The organism is Streptomyces sp. NPDC002574, assembly GCF_042889545.1.
In the GTDB taxonomy this organism is placed as follows: domain Bacteria; phylum Actinomycetota; class Actinomycetes; order Streptomycetales; family Streptomycetaceae; genus Actinacidiphila.
Map to the genome: position 1 here is coordinate 577,888 of NZ_JBIARB010000002.1, position 20,740 is coordinate 598,627.

17 protein-coding genes are annotated in these 20,740 nt (G+C 70.4%); 11 read left to right on the forward strand and 6 right to left on the reverse strand.

The window, feature by feature from the left end; genetic code table 11:
* Positions 1-783 precede the first annotated feature (783 nt).
* Positions 784-1,359, reverse strand: a complete 576-nt coding sequence (locus ACFYXS_RS06470; RefSeq protein WP_389244528.1) for a TetR/AcrR family transcriptional regulator — start codon at positions 1,357-1,359, stop codon at positions 784-786.
* Positions 1,360-1,498: 139 nt separating this feature from the next.
* Between ACFYXS_RS06470 and ACFYXS_RS06475 the strand changes: the two genes are divergently transcribed.
* Positions 1,499-2,728, forward strand: a complete 1,230-nt coding sequence (locus ACFYXS_RS06475) for an MFS transporter (RefSeq protein ID WP_389244531.1) — start codon at positions 1,499-1,501, stop codon at positions 2,726-2,728.
* Positions 2,729-2,913: 185 nt separating this feature from the next.
* Positions 2,914-4,791 carry a 1-deoxy-D-xylulose-5-phosphate synthase gene (gene dxs / locus ACFYXS_RS06480; protein ID WP_389244533.1) on the forward strand — a complete coding sequence of 626 codons (1,878 nt, stop codon included), beginning with the start codon at positions 2,914-2,916 and terminating at the stop codon, positions 4,789-4,791.
* Positions 4,792-4,865: 74 nt separating this feature from the next.
* On the opposite strand, the gene ACFYXS_RS06485 is transcribed toward dxs, so the two are convergent.
* Positions 4,866-5,855 carry a helix-turn-helix transcriptional regulator gene (locus tag ACFYXS_RS06485; RefSeq protein ID WP_389244535.1) on the reverse strand — a complete coding sequence of 330 codons (990 nt, stop codon included), beginning with the start codon at positions 5,853-5,855 and terminating at the stop codon, positions 4,866-4,868.
* A 92-nt stretch (positions 5,856-5,947) separates the two neighbouring features.
* Here ACFYXS_RS06485 and ACFYXS_RS06490 point away from each other — a divergent pair, with 92 nt between their 5' ends.
* A complete protein-coding gene (locus tag ACFYXS_RS06490) occupies positions 5,948-6,346 on the forward strand; it encodes a VOC family protein (RefSeq protein ID WP_389244538.1) in 399 nt (132 codons plus the stop codon).
* Positions 6,347-6,703: 357 nt separating this feature from the next.
* Here the strand turns inward: ACFYXS_RS06490 and ACFYXS_RS06495 are convergent, their stop codons facing one another.
* Positions 6,704-7,189: a hypothetical protein gene (locus ACFYXS_RS06495; protein ID WP_389244540.1), complete on the reverse strand. Its 486-nt coding sequence runs from the start codon at positions 7,187-7,189 to the stop codon at positions 6,704-6,706.
* A gap of 378 nt (positions 7,190-7,567) precedes the next feature.
* On the opposite strand from ACFYXS_RS06495, the gene ACFYXS_RS06500 reads away from it, so the two are divergent.
* The 3 genes from ACFYXS_RS06500 to ACFYXS_RS06510 all read left to right on the forward strand — a co-directional run bounded on the left by ACFYXS_RS06500 (position 7,568) and on the right by ACFYXS_RS06510 (position 12,099).
* Entirely contained in the window at positions 7,568-10,432 is a 2,865-nt protein-coding gene (locus tag ACFYXS_RS06500) for an AAA family ATPase (RefSeq protein ID WP_389244717.1), read from the forward strand.
* Positions 10,433-10,512: 80 nt separating this feature from the next.
* On the forward strand, positions 10,513-10,797 hold the full coding sequence (locus tag ACFYXS_RS06505; protein ID WP_389244542.1) for a hypothetical protein: 285 nt from the start codon (positions 10,513-10,515) through the stop codon (positions 10,795-10,797).
* A gap of 207 nt (positions 10,798-11,004) precedes the next feature.
* On the forward strand, positions 11,005-12,099 hold the full coding sequence (locus ACFYXS_RS06510) for a nitroreductase/quinone reductase family protein (RefSeq protein WP_389244544.1): 1,095 nt from the start codon (positions 11,005-11,007) through the stop codon (positions 12,097-12,099).
* A gap of 275 nt (positions 12,100-12,374) precedes the next feature.
* On the opposite strand, the gene ACFYXS_RS06515 is transcribed toward ACFYXS_RS06510, so the two are convergent.
* On the reverse strand, positions 12,375-13,289 hold the full coding sequence (locus ACFYXS_RS06515; RefSeq protein WP_389244547.1) for a LysR family transcriptional regulator: 915 nt from the start codon (positions 13,287-13,289) through the stop codon (positions 12,375-12,377).
* 175 nt (positions 13,290-13,464) lie between these two features.
* Here ACFYXS_RS06515 and ACFYXS_RS06520 point away from each other — a divergent pair, with 175 nt between their 5' ends.
* The 3 genes from ACFYXS_RS06520 (at position 13,465) to ACFYXS_RS06530 (ending at position 16,572) form a co-directional block, all read left to right on the forward strand.
* Positions 13,465-14,487, forward strand: a complete 1,023-nt coding sequence (locus ACFYXS_RS06520; RefSeq protein ID WP_389244549.1) for a DUF4331 family protein — start codon at positions 13,465-13,467, stop codon at positions 14,485-14,487.
* A 250-nt stretch (positions 14,488-14,737) separates the two neighbouring features.
* Positions 14,738-15,748, forward strand: coding sequence for an NAD(P)H-dependent glycerol-3-phosphate dehydrogenase (locus ACFYXS_RS06525; RefSeq protein WP_389244551.1), 1,011 nt, complete (start codon positions 14,738-14,740; stop codon positions 15,746-15,748).
* Positions 15,749-16,131: 383 nt separating this feature from the next.
* Positions 16,132-16,572: a VOC family protein gene (locus ACFYXS_RS06530; RefSeq protein ID WP_389244553.1), complete on the forward strand. Its 441-nt coding sequence runs from the start codon at positions 16,132-16,134 to the stop codon at positions 16,570-16,572.
* 106 nt (positions 16,573-16,678) lie between these two features.
* Here ACFYXS_RS06530 and ACFYXS_RS06535 read toward each other — a convergent pair whose 3' ends face one another.
* A complete protein-coding gene (locus ACFYXS_RS06535) occupies positions 16,679-17,512 on the reverse strand; it encodes a helix-turn-helix transcriptional regulator (RefSeq protein WP_389244555.1) in 834 nt (277 codons plus the stop codon).
* A 156-nt stretch (positions 17,513-17,668) separates the two neighbouring features.
* Between ACFYXS_RS06535 and ACFYXS_RS06540 the strand changes: the two genes are divergently transcribed.
* Together ACFYXS_RS06540 and ACFYXS_RS06545 are read left to right on the forward strand one after the other, a co-directional pair.
* Positions 17,669-18,520 carry an SDR family NAD(P)-dependent oxidoreductase gene (locus ACFYXS_RS06540; RefSeq protein ID WP_389244557.1) on the forward strand — a complete coding sequence of 284 codons (852 nt, stop codon included), beginning with the start codon at positions 17,669-17,671 and terminating at the stop codon, positions 18,518-18,520.
* A 469-nt stretch (positions 18,521-18,989) separates the two neighbouring features.
* On the forward strand, positions 18,990-19,739 hold the full coding sequence (locus ACFYXS_RS06545; protein ID WP_389244559.1) for an SDR family oxidoreductase: 750 nt from the start codon (positions 18,990-18,992) through the stop codon (positions 19,737-19,739).
* 346 nt (positions 19,740-20,085) lie between these two features.
* On the opposite strand, the gene ACFYXS_RS06550 is transcribed toward ACFYXS_RS06545, so the two are convergent.
* A complete protein-coding gene (locus ACFYXS_RS06550) occupies positions 20,086-20,688 on the reverse strand; it encodes a TetR/AcrR family transcriptional regulator (protein ID WP_389244562.1) in 603 nt (200 codons plus the stop codon).
* Positions 20,689-20,740: the final 52 nt, after the last annotated feature.

Sequence of the window (20,740 nt, forward strand, 5' to 3'; positions counted from 1 at the left end):
GCGCGAGCGTAGCCGGGAGAGTTGCAGGGACGGTGCAGACCCGTCGTGCACGCGACCTGGGGTACATGCCCTGATCAGAGGTCGGATTCAGGCGGTACAGGGCCATCCGGAACCGGTGCTGAATCGAACAGCGGACAGGAACGAAGAAGCCCCCTCCGACCTGCCGTAGAGGCTGGTCGGAGCGGGTCGCCCTCAGCGTGGCGACGCGCCAGGATTCCAACCTGGGAAAAGGACACCAGGGCTGTTTCGCGCTGTGTCACAGACAGATCTTGGTGGTCGGTGGCAGATTTTACTACCCCGACGTCGCGCGTTCATGTTCAGGAACGCCCCAGAGCTTCGTTCACCCGTCGCTTGTATTCGTCAAGGCCCATGAATCTGCACGCCCCCGTCCCGGCATCTACCACGATCGGAAGATTTCCTCCCATCTGTGGACGTCGCGGAACGCTCCGGGAAGCGGGGCGTGGAGGTGCACTACTGAAAACGAAATCACCTGCCCGGGTGAGTCGACTGTTGGGTGCAGCCGTCATCCCCAACTCATCCCAGCGACGCATACTGGATCTGCCAAACCGTGTCGCTGCCTCTTGTGCCTCATCTGGATTCATCAAGCATCTCCAACGCTGGTAATCAGCACTGCACCACCAACAGACCCGGAAAGTGTGTGCCCCCAGGACCCTGGGGAGGCGCACCAGTTGCGCACCAGAACGTACGGTGAGGCACGGTCAGCGAGGGTTCGGTGCGGTACGGCAGCCCGGTCGACCCCGGGCCGTCGATGCAGTTCAACCGTCACATCACCGCGCCGTTCGCCAGCAGCATCTCGGCGCCGCACCGGGCCTCGCGGGCGGGACTGGCGCTGTGCTGCACGGCTGCCGTCGCGACGGAGCCCTCCACCAGGAGGTAGACGGCGTTCGCCACCGCGGGGGTGTAGCCGGATGCGGCGACGATGCCGGTGACCAGGGCGCGGAACGCCCGCTGGTGGTGGTGCACCTCGGCCGCCACGACGGCGTTGGTGGGGCCGAGTTCCCCGTACACGTTCATCCACGGACAACCGCGGAAGTCCGGTTCATGGAACCACTCGTCGAGATAGTCGAAGATTGCCAGCACCCGCAGCCGCGGCTGATCGACATCCGCGACGTACTCCTCGATGGCCGCCATCATGCGGTCGTGGCGTCGCCGCAGGAACGCGACGACCAGGTCGTCCTTGCCGGGGAACAGTTGGTAAATGCGTCTCAGTGGGAGGTCGGCGGCGGCGCGGACCTCACTCATGTTCACGGCCTGGATGCCGCGTGCATAGAAGACCTGCTCGGCAGCGTCGAGCAGCTGACCGCGCATGGCCTCCTCGGCCGCTGTCGTCGATGGCACGGGACCCCTCTTGCTGATGAGAATAGTCGTTCTCTAGACTACAGGCGGCGGTGAGAATGGGTATTCTCGCAGCCCGTCCGGTCGAGGGCTCCGCTCTCCCCGGCACCCGGGTCACCCTCGATCGGCAGGAACCGCCAGCATGAGCACGCAGAGCCCTCCCGCACCTGCAGACCCAGGCATCAGCGCACGCCGGCTGCGGCTGCTCACCCTCATCCTTGCCACGGCCTCCGGTGTGTGCGTGGCGAACATCTTCTACTCGCAGCCGCTGCTCGAACTGATCGCGCGGACGTACCACACCACCGAGGGCTCGGCCGCGATCGTGGTGACGGTGACCCAACTCGGGTACGCGGCCGGGATCATCGTCCTCATGCCGCTCGGGGACCTGTTGGAGAACCGGGCCCTGGCGTCGCGGGTCCTGGTGGTGACGGCGATTGCCGCCGCGCTCGCCTCGGTCGCTCCGAGCCTGGCGTCCTTTTTGGTCTTCTCCGTGCTGCTCGGCTTCACCTCTGTCGTCGCGCAGATCGTCGTCCCTGTCGCGGCTCACCTCGCACCGGAGGACCAGCGCGGACGGTTCGTGGTCCGGGTGATGGGCGGGCTGCTGCTGGGGATCATGCTGGCCCGTAGGGCTTCGAGCCTGCTCGCGGACCTGTGGGGCCGGCGCTCCGTCTACGTCGTCTCGGCGGTGCTGATGCTGATCATGTCCGTCGTACTGGCCACGACGGTGCCACGGCGTACGCCGGACCACACGGACGGATACCGCACGCTGGTGTCGTCGATCGGTCACCTCATCAGAACCGAGCCGGCGTTGCGCCGGCGGGCCGTCCTCCAGGCCGTCATGTTCGCGACGTTCTCCGCGTTCTGGACGTCCATCGCCTACGAGCTGATCGCGCAGCACCACCTGTCGCAGGCGCAGATCGCGATCTTCGCCTTGGTCGGCGCCGCGGGCACCGGAGCCGCACCGATCGCGGGCCGCCTCGGCGACCGCGGCCTCGGCAGACCGGCAACGGGTGTGGTGTTCGCCCTGGCCGCCGTCGCCATGGCGATCGCCGGGCTCGGCGACCACAGCCTGAGCGTCCTGGCGGGCGCCGGCATCCTCCTCGACCTCGCGGTCCAGGGGAACCTGGTGCTCAGCCGGCAGGAGATCTACCAGCTGAGGCCGGATGCCCGCTCCCGGATCAACACGGTCTTCATCGGGAGCGCCTTCGGCGGCGGTGCGATCGGATCGGCCCTGTCCGGGCTCGTGTACGGCCACGGGGGATGGACGGGAGTCAGCACGGCCGGAGTGGTCCTGTCACTCATCGGCTTCGGCCTGTGGAGCGGCTCGGAGATGGTGCGCCGCAGAAACGCCACCACCTCACCCGCTGCCTGATCCCCGTGGATCGGGGCCACGTGGACATCCATCCGCAGAACTGCGGCCGGTCGGGACGGTGAGGCGTCCGCCCTCCCCGGTTCGCCGGCCGTGCCGGTCCTCGTCGTCCGAGCCCACCCGACCTCCCCCTCCCGGCACTGGCGGCCGGCCCGACAGATCCCGAACTCGGCAAGGAGAACAACCGAATGCCCCTGCTTGAACGCATCAATGACCCCGCGGACCTGCGTGGCCTGAGCCCCAGGCAACTCGAGGCCCTCGCCGAGGAGATCCGCGGCTTCCTCGTACAGAACGTGTCCGAGACCGGCGGCCACCTCGGACCGAACCTGGGCGTGGTCGAGCTGACCCTGGCCCTGCACCGTACGTTCGACTCACCCCGGGACATCCTCCTCTGGGATGTCGGCCACCAGGCGTACGTCCACAAGCTGGTCACAGGCAGGGCCGCGGAGTTCTCCGGCCTCCGCCGCAGAGGCGGGCTGTCGGGCTACCCCAGCCGCGCCGAGTCCGCACACGACCACATCGAGCACTCGCACGCCTCCATGGCACTGTCGTACGCCGACGGCATGGCCAAGGCCCGCCACCTGAAGGGCGATCCGGACCACCACATCGTGGCCGTCGTGGGCGACGGCGCCCTGACCGGCGGAGCCGCCTGGGAAGCGCTCAACAACATCGCGGCAGCGCCCGAACGCCCGGTCGTGATCGTCGTCAACGACAACGGACGGTCGTACGCGCCGACCGTCGGCGGACTGGCACGGCACCTGTCGGCGCTGCGCACGCACGCGGGCTACGAACGAGTGCTGGACTGGGGGAAGCACACCCTCGACAGCGCCGGGCCCGCAGGGCACACCGTCTACCGCGCGCTGCACGCCGCCAAGAAGGGGATCAAGGACGCGCTGGCGCCCCAGGCGCTGTTCGGGGACCTGGGGTTGAAATATCTCGGCCCGGTGGACGGCCACGACATCTCCGCTCTGGAGGAGGCGCTCGAACGCGCCAAGACCTGCCCGGGCCCGGTGATCGTCCACTGCGTCACCCGCAAGGGACAGGGCTACCGGCCGGCCGAGGAGGACCAGACGGACCACTTCCACGGGATCGGCACCATCGACCCGGTCACGGGCAGCCGGCTGCGCCCGAGCGGGCTCACGTGGTCCGCCGCGTTCGGGCAGGAGATGGTCGCGATCGCCGCTGAGCGCGAGGACGTGGTGGCGATCACGGCCGCCATGCCCGGATCGGTCGGTCTCACCGGCTTCGCGACGGAATACCCCGCACGCTTCTTCGACGTCGGCATCGCCGAGCAGCATGCCGTGGGATCGGCCGCAGGACTGGCCATGAGCGGCCTGCATCCCGTGGTCGCGCTGTACGGGACGTTCCTCAACCGGGCCATGGACCAGGTGCTGATGGACCTCGCGCTGCACGGGCTCGGCGTCACGATCGCGATCGACAGGGCCGGCGTGACCGGCGACGACGGCCCGAGCCACAACGGTATGTGGGACTTGGCGCTGCTCCAGGCCGTACCCGGCCTCCGGATGGCGGCACCCCGCGACCTCCCGTCGCTGCGCGAGGAGTTGGGCGAGGCGCTGGAGATCCCGGACGCCCCGACGGCGATCCGCTTCCCCCGTGGCTCGGTGGGCACGGCCGTGCCGGCGGTACGGCGCTCGGACGGAGTCGACGTGCTGCGGGAGTCGAGCGCCGGCGTCCTCGTGGTCGCCGTGGGAACGATGGCGCGTACGGCGCTGGAGGCCGCGGAACTCTGTTCCCGCCAAGGCCTGGAGACCACCGTGGTGGACCCCCGGTGGGTCAAGCCCCTGCCACGGGAGCTGCTGCGGCTGGCCGCCCTGCACCGGCAGGTCGTGACCGTCGAGGACGGGCTGCGCACCGGCGGCGTCGGAACCACCCTCCTCCAGGAGTTGAGCGACGCGGGGATCGCCGCCGACGTCCACGTGCTCGGAGTGGCCGACGGCTTCCCCGGGCAGGGCACTCGCGCGGAAGTACTGGCCGAGGCCGGACTGACAGCACGTGCCATCGCTGACGCGGTGCTTGCGAGAGCGGCGTCCCGCGTGACCGCCTGACCCGGCCGGAGACGGACGCCCGCTGGCATGCCTGCGCCCCAGGTGCGGCGCCTCATGACGTTGGTTGCCTGCTGTCAGGCTTGACGGGCGAAGGACGCGAGACGGTCGGCGAGCGCGATGACGAGGTCGCGCAGCTCATCAGGGCGTTCGATGACGAACGGCCGGTCAAGCGAGGCGAGTAGCGGCGGCAACCAGTCGAGCTCTTCCACCCGTAGCTCGACTCGCAGCCAACGCTCGGTCGACGGATCCGCGCCTGCCGCGGGCACGGGCTCCTCCAGGCTCGCGACGCCGGCGGGCAGCCGGGCGCGGATCTGATCGACCGTCCCATGGATCCGCAAGCTCACCTCATACCGGTACTCAGCCGTGGCGAACCCGGACAGCACGCGCTGTGCCGGATCGAGTACGGCGGGCGCCTCGAATGAGCCGGGCAGCGTTCTCGCGGCCGCGATGCGATCGAGCCGGAAGGTCCGGTCCTCGCCGACCTCGGGATCTGTGCCCGTGACGTACCATCGGCCCGAATGCGCCACGATCCCGTACGCGTGCAGAGGACGTTCGCTGCGCCGGCCGTCGCGGTCGGTGTATCTGATCGAGACCGGTCGTCGGTGGCGTACCGCATCGGCGATGGTGAGCAGGACCTCGGCGTCCGGTGTTGCGACCCGGCCGGGCGGTGCTGTGAATGCGAGGGAGTCCAGGACCGTGTCGAGCTTGCGGGCCAAGCGATCGGGCAGCACCCTGCGGATCTTGGCCGCCGCCGTCTCGCTCGCCGTGTCCGCCGTCGTCATCAGCCCCGCCCGGCGCCCGGCGACCAGGCCGAGGAGGACAGCGAGCGCCTCGTCGTCGCTGAGCATGAGGGGAGGCAAGCGGTATCCCGGGGCGAGGCGGTACCCGCCGTAACGGCCTCGCACCGCCTCGACCGGCACGTCGAGGTCGATCAACTGGTCCACATACCGCCTCACGGTCCGCCCGTCGACGCCGAGCCGGTCGGCGAGTTCCGCCACGGTCCGGATACCGCCCGACTGCAATAGCTCCAGCAGAGTCAGCACGCGCCCGGTGGGTCGAGACATGTCCCGAGCGTAACGCGAATACCGGACCGATTCTGTCCACTATGTGTCCTAGCCTGCGAGGCGCAGCGGTTTCATCAACCCGGGAGAACACCATGGACTTCGTCTCGATCCGCATCATCACCAGCGACGTCGCGCGCCTCGCCGAGTTCTACGAGAAGGCGACAGGAGTGCCGGCGACCCGGGCCACAGAGGACTTCGCCGAACTCACGACCCCCCATGCCACCCTCGCGATCGCCAGCACCCGCACCGTCCCGCTGTTCGCTCCGGGTTCCGCCCGCCCGGCGGACAACCACAGCGTGATCATCGAGTTCCTCGTCGACGACGTGGACCGCGTGCACGGGAACCTGACCGGCTTCGTCGCCGACTTCGTGAACGAGCCCACGACGATGCCCTGGGGCAACCGGTCGCTGCTCTTCCGCGACCCCGACGGCAACCTCGTCAACTTCTTCACCCCGGTCACACCGGCCGCCATCGAGAAGTTCGCTCGCTGACGCCGGATACAGTCACCTGCGCGGGAGCCCTGGGACCCCAGGCTCCCGAAGGGGGCTGGGGTCGTGAACGGTTCTCAGATTCTGGCCGGTCCGCCGCTGAACCGTGATCGATGCCACCATCACCGCGACGACCCATGCACCGAAACCGCCGAGGCACCATGCCCGACTGGCAAGATCACCCCGCTGGCGCTGCCGGACGAGCCGTGGCCAGGCCCGGATCGCCTGCCACCGATGAAGGCGGTTCCCGAGCCGAGGACGGCAAGGGAGTGCTGCCGTTGCCGAACGGTCGGCGCCGGAAGGCCTGGGGGAGTTGGCGCGGCGGGTGGTCCCGCCTGGCTGTAACAACTCAATGGCGGCCTACAGTTGGTCTCCCACGCTGGCCGGCTCCGGAGGATGCGGCCCGCCACCGTCCTTGATGTCCTGCGCGCAGGTTCGTCCGACGTAGGACTGGTCGTTGGGGATCAAGAGGACCGCGGCGACCTGCTCAGGGTGTTCGACGGCGAGCCAGTCGTCACCCGTGAGGTCGCCGCCGGGCCCGAACGCCTGCGACGAATAGACCGTCTGACACCCCAACGCCACACGCTCCTTGTCGACGGCGCAGGCGTCCACTGCAGGGCCGGAAACCTCGTCGGCGCCGTCGAAGCGGTAGTGGAAGTGGACCCGATCACCTTCGGAGGGCACCTGTGGGTGAGGCTCAAGACGCCAGTCGACGACCTCGGCGGTGACGCCCAGAGGCCGCCCGGATATGTCTTCCACCCGCACCCTGACCCCGGCCTCACCGCGCTTCGTCGTCGTGTCGGTGCAGCCCCAGTGGGAAGAGCAGCCGGACACGGTGAGGATCACCAGAGCCAACGGAGCACCGGCACGTACCCGTAGGGGAAACACTTCGGACGACCTCCAGGCGGGGTGGAGCGGTGCAGCCTATCTTGGGGCGTGGCAACCGCGGGTGACAGCGACGAGCGCCCGCGGCGGTGGATCCTCGCCCATGGCCGGCCGTGTGGACCGATCCCCCTTCCCGGTTGCAGGCTCGCAGGCCTGATCAGGCACGCACGGGCGCGCCCCACCGTCGCGCGCTGGGGGCGGTGCAGAGGGCGTGCCTGGCCCGGAACACCCTAGAGTGGCGCGAGGCGACCTGCCTCGAACTCCGGTTCCGCCGGGAGGCGGTCGTCGCATCGGTCGCGGCGACCTCGGAGAGGGGCGGGTGTGGGCGACGGGGGTCTCGTGGGCCGTCGGCGGGAGCGTGCGGCGTTGTCCGGCTGGCTCGACGCCGCACTCGACGGTGAGCCGAGGCTGGTGCTCTGCGGGGGCGAGCCGGGAATCGGCAAGACGCGGCTGGCCATGGAAACGGCCGCCATGGCGACCGCGGCAGGTGCCGCGACACGCTGGGCGCGGGCGCACGAAGGTATCGGTACGCCCCCGTTCTGGCTGTGGCGCCAGCTGTTGCGCTCCGACCCCGCCCTGCCCGGGACCGGATCGAAGAACGTACTGGACATGATCGAGGCCAACCGGGACGCGGACCGGTTCGCGCTGTTCGACGCCATCGTCCGCCAGGTCTTCGCACTCGCTGAGCGTTCCGGCCTGCTGCTCGTGGTCGAGGACGCACAGTGGGCGGACGAGCCGTCGCTGCTGCTCCTGCGGTACCTGGCGCGTGAGCTGCGCGGCGCACGGGTCCTCGTCCTCGTCACGTACCGGACCGTGGGGGCCCCGGACGCGGTGGCATGGCGGAGCGTACTGCCGGACCTGGGCCGGGAGCCCGCGACGGTCCGACTGCCGCTGGCCGGACTGGGGCCCCAGGACACGGCGCTCCTGGTCGAGGCGGTCACCGGCCAGGCCGCGCCCGGCGACGCGGCCGGCCAGGTGTACCGGCTGACCGCCGGCAATCCGTTCTTCGCCCGCGAGCTGGCCGGGACGTGGGCGACGGAAGGGGGATCCTCGGACTGGCGACTGCCGGCATCGCTCGTGGACGTGATCGAACAGCGCACGGCCGGTCTGTCCGGCCCGGCGCGCCGGGTCCTCACCGCGGCCGCGGTGCTCGGTGAGCAGTTCTCGGTGGCGGTCACGGCGGCGATGGTCGAGAGACCGGCGATGAGCTGCCTGCCGCTGCTGGAGGAGGCAGAGCGCGCCGGGCTGATCGCCGCCGCCGACACCCTCGGCGAATGGCGTTTCACCCACGCTCTGCTGTGCGAAGCCATCGAAGCCCGCACACCGGGCGAGGAGCGGGCCCGACTCCACCGGGCGGCAGCCGAGACGATCGAACGGATCTACGCCGAGCAGATCGACGACCGCTCGGCGGACATCGCCCGCCACTGGGCCGCCGCCTCGCTCGACGACCCATCCCCGGCCGTGACATGGGGACGCCGGGCGGGGGACGCGGCTCTGCGGTCCCTCGCCTACGAGGAGAGCGCGCGCCTGTACCGGCTCGCCCTGGACGCCGGCGGGCCGTCGATCGAGCAGCAGCTCCGGTGCCGCCTGCTGATCGACCTCGCCCACGCCCACTGGCGGGCAACGGACATCGAGCCGTGCCGAGCGGCCATCGCCGAAGCCGTCACCATCGCCCGCCGCATCGGCCGCCCGGACCTCATGGCCGAAGCCGCGCTCGGCGTCGAACCGATCGGGTCGATGTCCTGGGACCTCAGCCTTCGCCAGTTGTGCGAGGAGGCGCTCGCCGGAGTCGACCCGGCCGAGGTATCCCTGAGAGCGCGCCTGCTCGGCAGGTCGGCCGAGGCCGCGGTGTACACCAACGAGATCGCCGCCGCGGAGTCGGCCAGCGGCCAGGCGCTCACGCTGGCCGACGAGACCGTCGATCCCGCCGCGACCATCGCCGCCCTGAAGTCCCGCCAACTCTGCCTCGCCGGACCGGAACACATCGACGAGCGCAGGGTTCTCGCCCGTCGCATGACCGAGATCGGACTCACCCTGCGCCGCCCCCGGGAGGAGATGCTGGGGCGCCTGTGGCAGATCGACACCCACTGGGAGCGCGGGGACTTGGCGGCCATCGCCGCCGAACTCCCGCGCCTCGGCTGGTGCGTCGAGCACGTGGGCGGCCCGATCGCCCGCTGGCATCCGCTCACCGTGCGCGCCGCCCTCGCCGCTGCCCACGGCCGCTTCGACGAAGCGCTCGGCCTCGGCCGGGCGGCGTTCGACACCATCCGGGCCACGAACCATCCGACCGCGTTCGGCGCGTACATGTCCTTGCTGTGCGCGCTCGCCCACCATGCCGGCCATGACCGCGTGGCAGCCGGCCTGCCGGCGGACCTGCCGAGCGGCCTGCCGGTCGACCGGGGTGAAGTGCGCGATGCCATCTTCGGTCACGTCGGGGCCGCGTTCATGCTCACCCTCAGCGGCAAACCGGACGCGGCCCTCGACGCCTACCGCGGCGCCGGGCCCGTCCACACCTGGCAACCACCGCCGTACTTCCGGGTGCTGGCCTGGGCCTACGGATCTCTGCTCGCCGTCACTCTCGGCCAGGTCCGCGATGTCGAATACTTCCACGACCTGCTGCGCGCCGAACAAGGGCGCTTCGTCGTGGCAGGCGCCGGCACGGCCAGCTACCTGGGTCCCGTGGAATTGCACCTCGGGCGCGCCGCCGCCTTCCTCGGCCGGCTCGACGACGCCGTCACGCACCTCGACACCGCGCTCGCCCACTGCCACGGCGCCGGCGCGGCCGGATTCGCCGTCGAAGCGGAGTACGAGCTCGCCGCCGCCCTGACCCGCCGGGCGGCCACCGGCGACGCCGACCGAGCGCGCCTGCTCCTCGACAGCGCCGAGTCGGCCGCGGTCCGCATCGGCATGCCCGCATGGGCCCAACGCGCCAGGGACCTGCTGGGCACGATCGACCGAAGCCCGCAGGCCAACCCGCTGTCGCCCCGGGAGACCGAGGTCGCCGAACTGGTCGCCCAAGGCATGACGAACCGCGGGATCGCCGGCACCCTGTTCATCTCCGAGCGCACCGCGCAGACCCATGTCCAGCACATCCTGACCAAGCTCGGCTTCTCCACCCGTACGCAGATCGCCGCCTGGGTCCACCGTCCTGCGCCCGGGCGGCACGCGGGTCCCGCGGCGGGTGCGGGCTCCGCCAATACGTAGTGCGATAAGTCATCCGGCGGACGCCCGCACCCTGCGGCGGCCCGAAGAATCCTCTTCGACAGACCGCAAGAGGAGGAGTCATGCCGTACATCCACGTCAGCCGCACACCCGGACGCACACTCGCCGACCACCACGCCGTCCAGGCCGTGATCGGACGGCCCGAAGGCAAGCTCGTCAGCATCGCAGGGGAGGCCGACGCAGCCCTGCACGTCATCGACGTCTGGCAGTCCAAGAGCCAGGCCGACCGCTTCGCGGCCGAGGTGCTGTTCCCCGCCTTCCAGAAGCTGGACCTGGCACCGGGCAGCGACGCCACGTACATCGACTTCGAGACCGACGACGTGGACGTCGACCTGCTCACCCTATGAACGAGGCAGTACCGGCCCGCCCGGCCACGAGTCACGAGCGGCACCGACGAGCCGACTGCCAAGGGCCCCGCCGTACGCCTCCTGACGGCGATGTTCGCGGCCGACGAGGCCCCAGCCATACGTGAGTTCGCGGCCGCCTCACCGGCGACGGCCGAGCAGGCGTCACGCCATGTCTCATTCCCATCAGCACCAACGAACGAGGACGTCATGACCGACACCGCACCCGACACCCACGACATGGTGGTCATCCACCGGATCTTCCCCCGGGAATTCGGACTGCTCGCCGATCTGATCCGGCGCGCACCGGCCGGTGACCCGCAGCGTGCCGCCGACATCGCCGAGCACCTGGAGTTCACCCTCGACGTCCTGTACCACCATCACAGCGCCGAGGACCAATACCTGTGGCCCCGGTTGCTGCAGCGCGCGCAGCCTCAGACCGACGTCGTGCAGCGGATGCGGCGCCAGCACGAGACCGTCGAAGCGTCCATCGAGGCCGTACGGCGACTGATGCACACATGGCGCGGCGATCCGACCGTCGCGCTGGGATGCGAACTGGCCATGACCCTGACCGGGCTCCGCGATGCCCTCAGCGAGCACCTCGACGACGAGGAGAGCGACATCCTCCCCCTCGTACGCACCCACCTCACCGTCCCGGAATGGGAGGAGGTGGGGCAGAAGGCGTTCGAGAAGTTCCCCCGCAGCGCGATGCCCATCGCCGTCGGCCAGTTGCTGGAGGTCGCCACGGAGTCCGACCGCGAGCTGTTCTTCGGCAAGCTCCCCCTGCCCGCCCGTGCGATGTGGCACCTGGTGGGCCGCGGACAGTACGCCCGCTACATCCGCCGCGTGCGCGGCGTACCGCCTCGCGGCATGCACCCGGCGGTCAGGACGCTGGCGCGGGCGGCCAACGCCGTGGCTGTGTGGCTCTACCGCACCACGAACGGCCGTGTCGCGGGGAGCGCGAAGGGCGTCCCGCTCCTCCTGCTGACCGTCCCCGGCCGCAGGACCGGCAGACCTCGCAGCGTGCTGGTGGGGTACTTCCACCACGACGGCGCATACGTGATCACCGCGTCCGCCGGGGGCGCCAAGAAGGATCCGCAATGGATTTCCAACCTCAAGGCGGCTCGGCAGGCGCGCGTGCAACTGGGCGGCGAGCACCACGTGATGAACGCCTGGGTCGCCGAAGGGGTCACGCGCGACGGTCTGTGGACCGGGGTGGTGCTCGCCCGCGCACCCTTCTTCGGCCAGTACCAGGAGAAGTCCGGCCGCGTCATCCCGATCGCCGTGCTGCAGCCGGGCGACTGACCGCCGGGGAGCAGCCGCAAGCCGTACTGCCGGGCGGTGGGTCCTGCACGGCAACCGGGGGGCAGGTGGGGCGGCGGACCTGCCCGAACGCCGGTCGGACACGCGTCCCGGTCCCCGTACGCCACGGAACCGGCGACGTCGGCGAGCGTGGCAGCCGGCGGTGCCGATGGCACGTGTCACTCATCGCTGGGTTTGAGCCGGTGGAAGTGGCAGTGGCAACGGATGCCCGAGGTGCGGTCTGCGGCCTGTCAGGTGCGCACTGGCCCGGTCAGGCCTCAGCGCTCCCCGCGGCGGGTACGCGCCGCGATCCGGAGCAGTTCCTCGACCGCGCCCGTCAAGGGCCGGTCCTTCGGCCATACGGCGCGCAGCCGACGGCGCAGATCGGCTCCCGTCACCGGGACTTCCACGATGCGCCCCTCGGCGAGATCGTCCCGGACACTGACCGCGCTGAGCACCGCCGGTCCGGCGCCTTCGGCGACGGCCCTTCGTACCGCCACGTTGGCGTCCAGCACCATCAGAGGTCTGGCCGGCTCGGCTCCCGCGCCGGCGAGCACACGCTCGATCGTCTCCCGTGTCCCTGAACCCGGCTCGCGGACGATCAGGCGGGTGCGGGCCAACTCGGCAAGATCCACCGGCTCTCGCCGTCGTGCCCAGACATGCTGCGGCGCGACCACGACGACGAGCCGGTCGGTGCCCACCTGGCGTGAGCTGAGCGTCGACGGCACCGTCGGCGCCTCGACGAACCCCAGGCTGATCCGACCGCTCGCGGCGAGCGCGGTGACCTGTTCGGAATTGGTCACCTTGAGGCTGACGTAGACATCGGGCGCTCCCCGCTGCAATGTTCCGATCCACCGCGGTACGAAGTGTTCGGCCAGCGTCATGCTGGCCGCGAGACGCAGGTCGAGGGCGTGGTCGCCGCGCAGAGCCGCGACGCCCACCATCAGCGAGTCCACTTCGGCCAGCACCCGCCCCGCCCACTGGCACACCGCCTTGCCCTCGACGGTCAGCGCGGAGCCGCGGGTGTCGCGGTTCACCAGCGCCAGCCCCAGACGCCGTTCGAGCAGGGTCAACCGCTTGCTCGCCGCGGGCTGGCTGATGCCCATCCGCTCGGCGGCCCGCCCCAGGCTGCCGAGCTCGGCCACCAGTGTCAGCAACAGGAGACTGCCGAGGTCGGGAGGCGCCTTGCTCATAACCCCAGTTTATGAGGGCATTCCCGATGGGGCGGTACCGGGCCGACGGCCGCCCGGCGAGGATGAAGCAGTCCGGAAAAACGCCCGAGACCACGGCGTGCCGAACAGGGAAGGGAATGCGGATTCACCCGGCACCCCTTCTTCGAAGAAAAACCGAGAGAACAAAGGACCGACCATGTCGCACCATCTCGACACTCCGCTGGCGGCCCAGAACGGCCAGCTGTTCATCGACGACCTGTACGTCTTTCCCGGTGAGAGCAGCACGGTGTTCGTCATGGACGTCAACTCCGACATCACCGGCGTCTACGCCCAGCCCGGATTCCACCCCGAGGCACGCTATGAATTCAAGGTTCACTTCGACGGCGCCGACTTCGAGACCCTGACCTATCGGATCTCCTTCGACGAGCCGGGACCGGACGGCAGGCAGGATCTGCGGCTGCACGTCCTGACCGGCGACGAGGCGCGCGAGGACTCCGCGGACGGCGCCCTGGTGCTGGAAGGCCGCACCGGGGAGACAGCCGCCGCCGATGGAACCCGCATCTGGGCCGGGCGCATCTCCGACTCCTTCTACATCGACCTGTCCCTGCTGGCCGTCGTCAACGGGGCAGTGGCGAAGGGGACGGCGGTGGACCTCTCGGACTGGCGCCCGCAGGAAGCACAGAACAGCTTCGCCGGCACCACCGTGGAATCGATCGTGATCGAGGTGCCGCACGCGCACGCGCAGCTGCGGCCCGGGGCCCGCACGGGTGTCTGGTGCGCGACGAAGCTGGCCACCGACGCCGGCGGATGGCGACAGATCAACCGTGGCGGGCACCCGATGATGTGGCCGATCTTCTGGCCCGGCGACACCGACTTCAGCAACCCCGCCAACACCCGGCACCCCTCGCAGGACCGCGCCGCCGCCGGCGAATTCGTCGCCGGCCAGGTCGCGGCTGTCGTCGCGGCCACCGGGACTTGCGCCGACCCGGAGGGCTACGGCCGCACCGTGGCCGGACAACTGTTCCCCGACGTGCTGCCCTACGTCGTCGGAACTCCCGCCACGTACGGATTCGCCACCCGGAACGGCCGCACCCTGGCCGACAACGCGCCCGAGGCGATGCTCTCCCTCGTGACGAACACGGCTGTCCCGGCCGGTCTCAAGCCGTCCGTCGCCCAGCACCTGCGGACCGACCGCTTCCCCTACGTCGTGCCCGTATGACCGTCCCCGCATCCTGACCGGCACCGCGCCGAACTGCCGGAGGGCCGTGTCCGTCCGGGTGTGGCACGGTTCCTGGCCTGAGTCATCCGAAGCCGGCTCTGGTGCGTGCGCCCTGGTCCCTACGACATGGCCTTCTGACGTCGCGACAGGATCGCGCGCCCGCACCGGAAGCACGATCAGCCGCCGATACGATGTCGGGACCCGCCCGCCGTCCTGGCGAAGCGCCCGTGACCAGGGAGAGGACCGAGCTGTGAATCGGCACAGTTCCCGTGCAGCGGTGTTCTCGGCCGGGTCCTGGGGCACGGCCGTGGCCAAGATCATGGCCGATGCCGGCACCGACGTCATTGTGCATGCCCGTCGAGGCGAGATCGCCGACGCGATCAACACGACGCATCGCAACCCCGGCTACTTCCCGGACATCGAGCTCCCCCTTTCCTTGACGGCCACGACGGATCCGACGACCACACTCACGGGAGCGGACATCCTGGTGCTGTCCATCCCCGCGCAGACCCTGCGGTCCGGCCTCACCGCGTGGGCGCCGCACATCGGCCCCGGCACGGTGATCGTGTCGCTCATGAAGGGCATCGAGCAGACCAGCGGGCTGCGCGCGAGCCAGATCATCGCCGAGGTGACCGGCGTGAGCGCGGACCGCATCGCGGTGCTGTCCGGTCCGAACCTGGCCCGCGAGATCATGTCCGGCCGGCCCGCCGCCGCCACCGTCGCCTGCCCCGACGAGGACGCCGCCCGCCGCATCCAACGGGCCTGTCACACCGCCTACTTCCGCCCGTACACCAGCACCGACGTGACCGGCTGCGAACTGGGCGGCGCGGTGAAGAACGTCATCGCCCTCGCCGCCGGGATCGCCGACGGCATGGGCCTGGGCGACAACGCGGTGGCCATGCTCATCACCCGCGGACTGGCCGAGACCACCCGCCTGGCCATGGCCATGGGCGCTCACCCGGCCACCCTCGCCGGGCTGGCCGGCATGGGCGACCTGGTCGCCAGCTGCGTCTCCCCGCTCGCCCGCAACCGCACCTTCGGTACTCACCTCGGCCGCGGCCTGAGCGTCCAGCAGGCCGCAGCCGCCACCCGGCAGACCACCGAGGGCGTCAAGTCCGCCGAAGCCGTCCTTGCCCTGGCCCACGCCCACGATGTCGAAATGCCGATCACGGAAGTGGTCTCAGCGCTGCTCAACGAGAAGGTCACCCTCGACCAGGCCGGAGCCGCGCTGATGCAGCGTCCCCCCAAGCCCGAGCGCTGACTCTCAAGGGCATGTCCATCGGCCGGCTCAACTCCGGAGTCCGTGCTTCGGACTCGTGTGCCGAGACCGCTGTGCCGAGACCGCTCGGGACAGCCATTCCGGCGACTCAGCGCCCGCCCCGCGCTGACGGCAATCAGCAGGCGCGCCCCAGCGGTGTCCGCACCCAGCAGTGCAAAGACCCCGAGCCGGACATGGCTGGGGGACTTACACATCCGGATATGAATCACGGCCACGCTCGCCCTTGGCGGGCACGCCTCCGCAGTCATCCGTCACGGGCGCCGCATCTGTCACTCTGTTTGGAGGATGTCGAGAACGTGCCGCCGGCTCCGTCCCAGGGACATCAGCGGCGACCGCCGCCTGCAGGAGGAAGAAGGAGAACCAGCATGGCGATTCAGCGGATGGACAACGTCGGCATCGTCGTCGAGGACTTGGATGCCGCGATCGCGTTTTTCGTGGAACTCGGTATGGAGCTCGAGGGCAGGGCGCAGATCGCGGGACTCGTCGCCGACCAGTGCACCGGACTCGAGGGCGTTCGCTGTGACATCGCGATGGTCCGGACCCCGGACGGTCACAGCCGGCTCGAGCTGGCGAAGTACCGCAGCCCCGAGGTGATCAGTGCCGGGCCGCGCAATCGGCCGCACAACATTCTGGGTACGCACCGCGTCATGTTCGCCGTCGACGACATCGAGGACACCGTTGCCCGCCTGCGCCCTCACGGCGCCGAACTCGTAGGCGAGATCGCCCGGTTCGAGGACAGCTATCTCCTCTGCTACGTCCGCGGTCCGGAGGGCATCATCGTCGGTCTGGCCGAACAACTGCGCTGAGGCGGAGGAACCGAACCATGCAGTCGGACGGGATCATCACGACGTTGAACCGCCCGATCCGCCAGGGGCTGCCAGGCGTGACGTGACCCGCCTGGCCTACGTCGCGTCAATGATCCTGACCGGCTTGGAGGAGGCCGAGGAGTGCGAGGCGGTCGGCCGTTTCCGTGCCGGGTACGGGCACGAAGAGTGCCAGGATCTGTGACCGGTCCTCCTCCAGCAGGGCTTGGCAGTCGAGTTCGAGGAGACCTGTTTCGGGGTGTCGGATGCGTTTGCGGCGGCTGCGCAGGACGGCGACTTCGTGCGTGGACCACAAGGCGGCGAATTCCGTGCTGTCCTGCAGCAGCCGGTCCACCAGCGCCTGTGCCCGCGCATCGCCTCGCCGGACCGTCGCGGCGCGCAAGTCCGCCACCAGCATCCGTGACTCCTCCGCCCTGTCCTCGGGCGGGTAGGCCGCCCGGGCATCGGGAGAGGTGAACCATCGGAACACGCCGCTGCGTTCCTGCCCGTCGAATCGGGTGTGATCACCGAAGACCGCTGTGGCGAGCGTGTTCTGCGCCAGGGTCTCCCCGAGGTCGGTCATCACCTGCGCCGGCATGTCGTGCAGGCGGTCCAGAAGCCCGAGGAGCACCGGGGAGACGTGGTCGTCAGCGGAGAGCCGGTCAGGCGCGGTGTACCCGGTGAGCCGGAAGAGGTGGTCCCGCTCGTCCAGGGTCAGCCGCAGCGCGCGTGTCAGACCGCGCAGCACCGACGACGACGGCTGCGGGGCGCGGGCTTGCTCGAGGCGCGTGTAGTAGTCGGTGGAGATCCCGGCACGCAAGGCCACCTCCTCCCGGCGCAGTCCGGGCGTACGCCGCCGCGTCGAGGACGCGACCCCCACCTCACCCGGTGTGAGCGCCTCGCGTCGCACCCTCAGGAAGTGGGAGAGCTGTCCGGCGTCCATGGCACCCAGTGTCGCTCGCGAGCCCCTGGCCGGCCAGGGACTGCCGGTCCCTGGAAAAGCTCGCTCTGCCTGCGCGGCCGCCGACCGTGGACAGTGGCGGAGGAAGGTCCGGACCGCCGGCCCTTCCTCCGCCTACGACGACACAGGAGTACCACCATGGCCGATCACCGTCCGAGGACCTGGTTCCTGACCGGGGCGTCCCGCGGACTGGGCGCTGAGTGGGCGCGGGCCGTACTGGAGCGCGGCGACCGGCTCGCGGCGACAGCCCGGGATGCCGCATCGCTGAAGCCGCTCGTCGATGCCCACGGCGACCAGGTCCTGCCGCTGGGGTTCGATGTCGCGGACGCGGCGGCCGTACGCGAAGCCGTGGCAGCGGCCGAGGCACACTTCGGCGGCATCGACGTGCTGGTGAACAACGCCGGCCACATGCTCGTCGGGGCGGTGGAGGAGGTCACGGACCAGCAGGCCCGTGGGCAGATGGACACGAACTTCTTCGGCGCACTGTGGACCACCCGCGCTGTCCTGCCGGGCATGCGCGCACGCGGTGGGGGCCGCATCCTCCAGGTTTCCTCGCTCGGCGGTGTCGTCGCCTACCCGTCACTCGGCCTGTACCACGCGTCGAAGTGGGCGCTGGAGGCCGTCAGCCAGTCGCTCGCCGCGGAGGTCGCCGCGTACGACATCCACGTGACGCTCATCGAGCCGATCGTCTTCCACACCGGCCTGATGACCTCCTCCCCCCAGGCCCGAGAAGACGACGCCTATACGCACGCCCGCCATGCGCTCTTCGCCGGCGCTGCGCACATCGTCCCCGGCGACGTCGCGGCCTCGGGCCGTGCGGTGCTCGAACTCGCCGACGCCGCCGAACCACCGCTGCGCGTCCTGTTCGGCATCGGAGGCCTGGACGAGGTACGAGAGGAGTACGCGAGCCGCCTCGACGGCTGGCAGAAGTGGGACGGCCTCTCGCGTGCCGCTCACGGTTCAGCGGCCGAGGCCGCAGACGGCGCGTGACCAACACGGAGGGTACGACGGCCGTCCTCGGGTGACGGCCGGCACGGCGGTCCCAGGTGACAGTCTCGCTCGCCCTCCGGGCGAACGGGCTCACCCGGCCCGGCCGCTCAGTGGAAAGCGCGCGGTGCGACAGGGGCAAGAACCATGTACGGAGCTCCGGCCGGACGGGACCAGGAGAGCCTCCCGGCCTCGGCGACTGCACAGGTCCGCGCGGGGCCGAGTGCCCGACGGTCCGGCATGCCCGCCCGCAGGGCGCGCCGGACAGGTCGGTGAACATGCGCCGTCGTACATCTGCCATCAGGATTGGGATGCGGTATCGGGGGCCTTGGCAGTGCGCGGAGTGGCGCTCCCCACCAGCGCGCCGTGTTGGTCAGCGGGTACGAACGCTCTCTTTGCCGGCCGGCGCTCCCCTCGCTGACCGTGCGGGGCCGCCCGCGGCCCCCGCACAGGAACGAGAGGCGAGCACGTCATGAGTGAGGCAGAGCAAGGCGCGGGCCGCGTGGTCATCGTCACCGGTGGCACACGTGGCATGGGTCGGGAGACGGCGGGCTATCTCGCCCGGATCGGCTACCAGGTCGTGGTGAACTACGCCGGGAACGAGGCTCAGGCGAACGAGACCGTCGAAGAGATCACCGCCGCCGGCGGCGGGACCGTCGTGGCGAAACGCGCGGACGTCGCGGACGAGGTGGCGGTCGCGACCATGTTCGACGAGGTGGAGGCCGAGTTCGGCGGAGTCGACGTCGTGGTCCACGCGGCAGGGATCATGCCGACCGGCCCGATGGTCGACTTCGACCTCGCCCAGCTCGACCGGCTGCTGAGTGTCAACATCCGTGGCACGTACGTGGTGAACCAGCAGGCCGCGAAACGGCTCCGCTCCGGCGGCGCCATCATCAATTTCTCCAGCTCCATCACCAGATTCAGCCGGCCCGGTTACACCGCGTACGCGGCGACCAAGGGCGCTGTCCAGGCCATGGCCCTGATCCTCGCGCGCGAACTGCGGGGGCGGGACATCACCGTCAACGTGGTGGCCCCGGGCCCCATCGCCACGCCGCTGTTCTTCGAGGGAAAGAGCCAGGAGGTGATCGACCGCATCTCCGCCGAGCCGCCGCTCGGGCGCCTCGGCGAGCCGGACGACGTCTCCGGGACGGTCGCCTTCCTCGCCGGCCCCGGCCGCTGGATCAACGGCCAGACCCTCTTCATCAACGGCGGGGCCATCTGACAGCGGGGGATGTGAACCTCTCGCAACCAGGTGGTCCGCCCCCGCGGCGGGGCCGGCGTGAGCGGGACCTGAGCTGCGGGACCGGGCCTGGGCCGCCGCAACGACGAGCATGCCGGGCTCCGCGGACCCCCTCGCGGGGCCCGGGCGCCGTTCGTCCGGTACGGGCAGCCGGTGGGCAGACCCGGCGGAGTCGCCTTCGGCACCCCCACGTGGATCTCGTCCGTCGTGCTGCACGGGGGTCCGTACCGCCGGCGCGGTCCACGACGTGCGGTCCCCAGGTTCCGAGGCGGGGCTCCTGGTCCAGTAACGCCCCGACGGTGGGTCCGGATCGCGGCGGCAGGGATTGTCAGCTCACTCCCGCCGCGTCCAGCAAGACCGTGGCGGTGGCCATGGCCAGCCCGCCCAGGCTCCCGGCTTGGGTCACGGCCCGGCCGCTGGATCCGTCGAAGACGACGGTGAGCTGGCGGGCCAGCAGATCGGGGTCGTGTGCGCCGCCACGACGGGCCTCTTCGCGGAAGAAGTCGGTGAGCGTGTCCTTGTAGCGTCGGGCGACCACGCTGGCGGGGCGCTCGGGGTTCTTGAGCTCGAACGCGGTCGCCAGGAAGGGGCAGCCGAGATACTCCGGTGACGCGGACAGCGACTCGAGTCGGTCGAGGACGTGCAGGATGCGATCGCGCGGTGGCAGGTCGGCCTCGGGGGCGGGCAGCAGTTGGCTCAGGTAGCGGGAACCGGCGCGGTCCAGGCTGGCTGCCAGGACGTCGTCCTTGCTGGTGAAGAGCTGGTACATCGACCGCTTGGAGACCCCGGCCGCCCGGCACAGTGCCTCGATGCCGATGTTGACGCCTTCCCGGTAGAAGAGCGTGGCCGCGGCATCGAGGAGCCGCTCGCGAGTCGGAGCCGCCGCCGTGGCGGGTGCGGGCGAGGCGGGTGCGCTGGCGCTGGACGTCATGGGAGCGAGCCTACGCCTTGTCTTGCCGAGGTGAAACCGATCGGTTTACAGT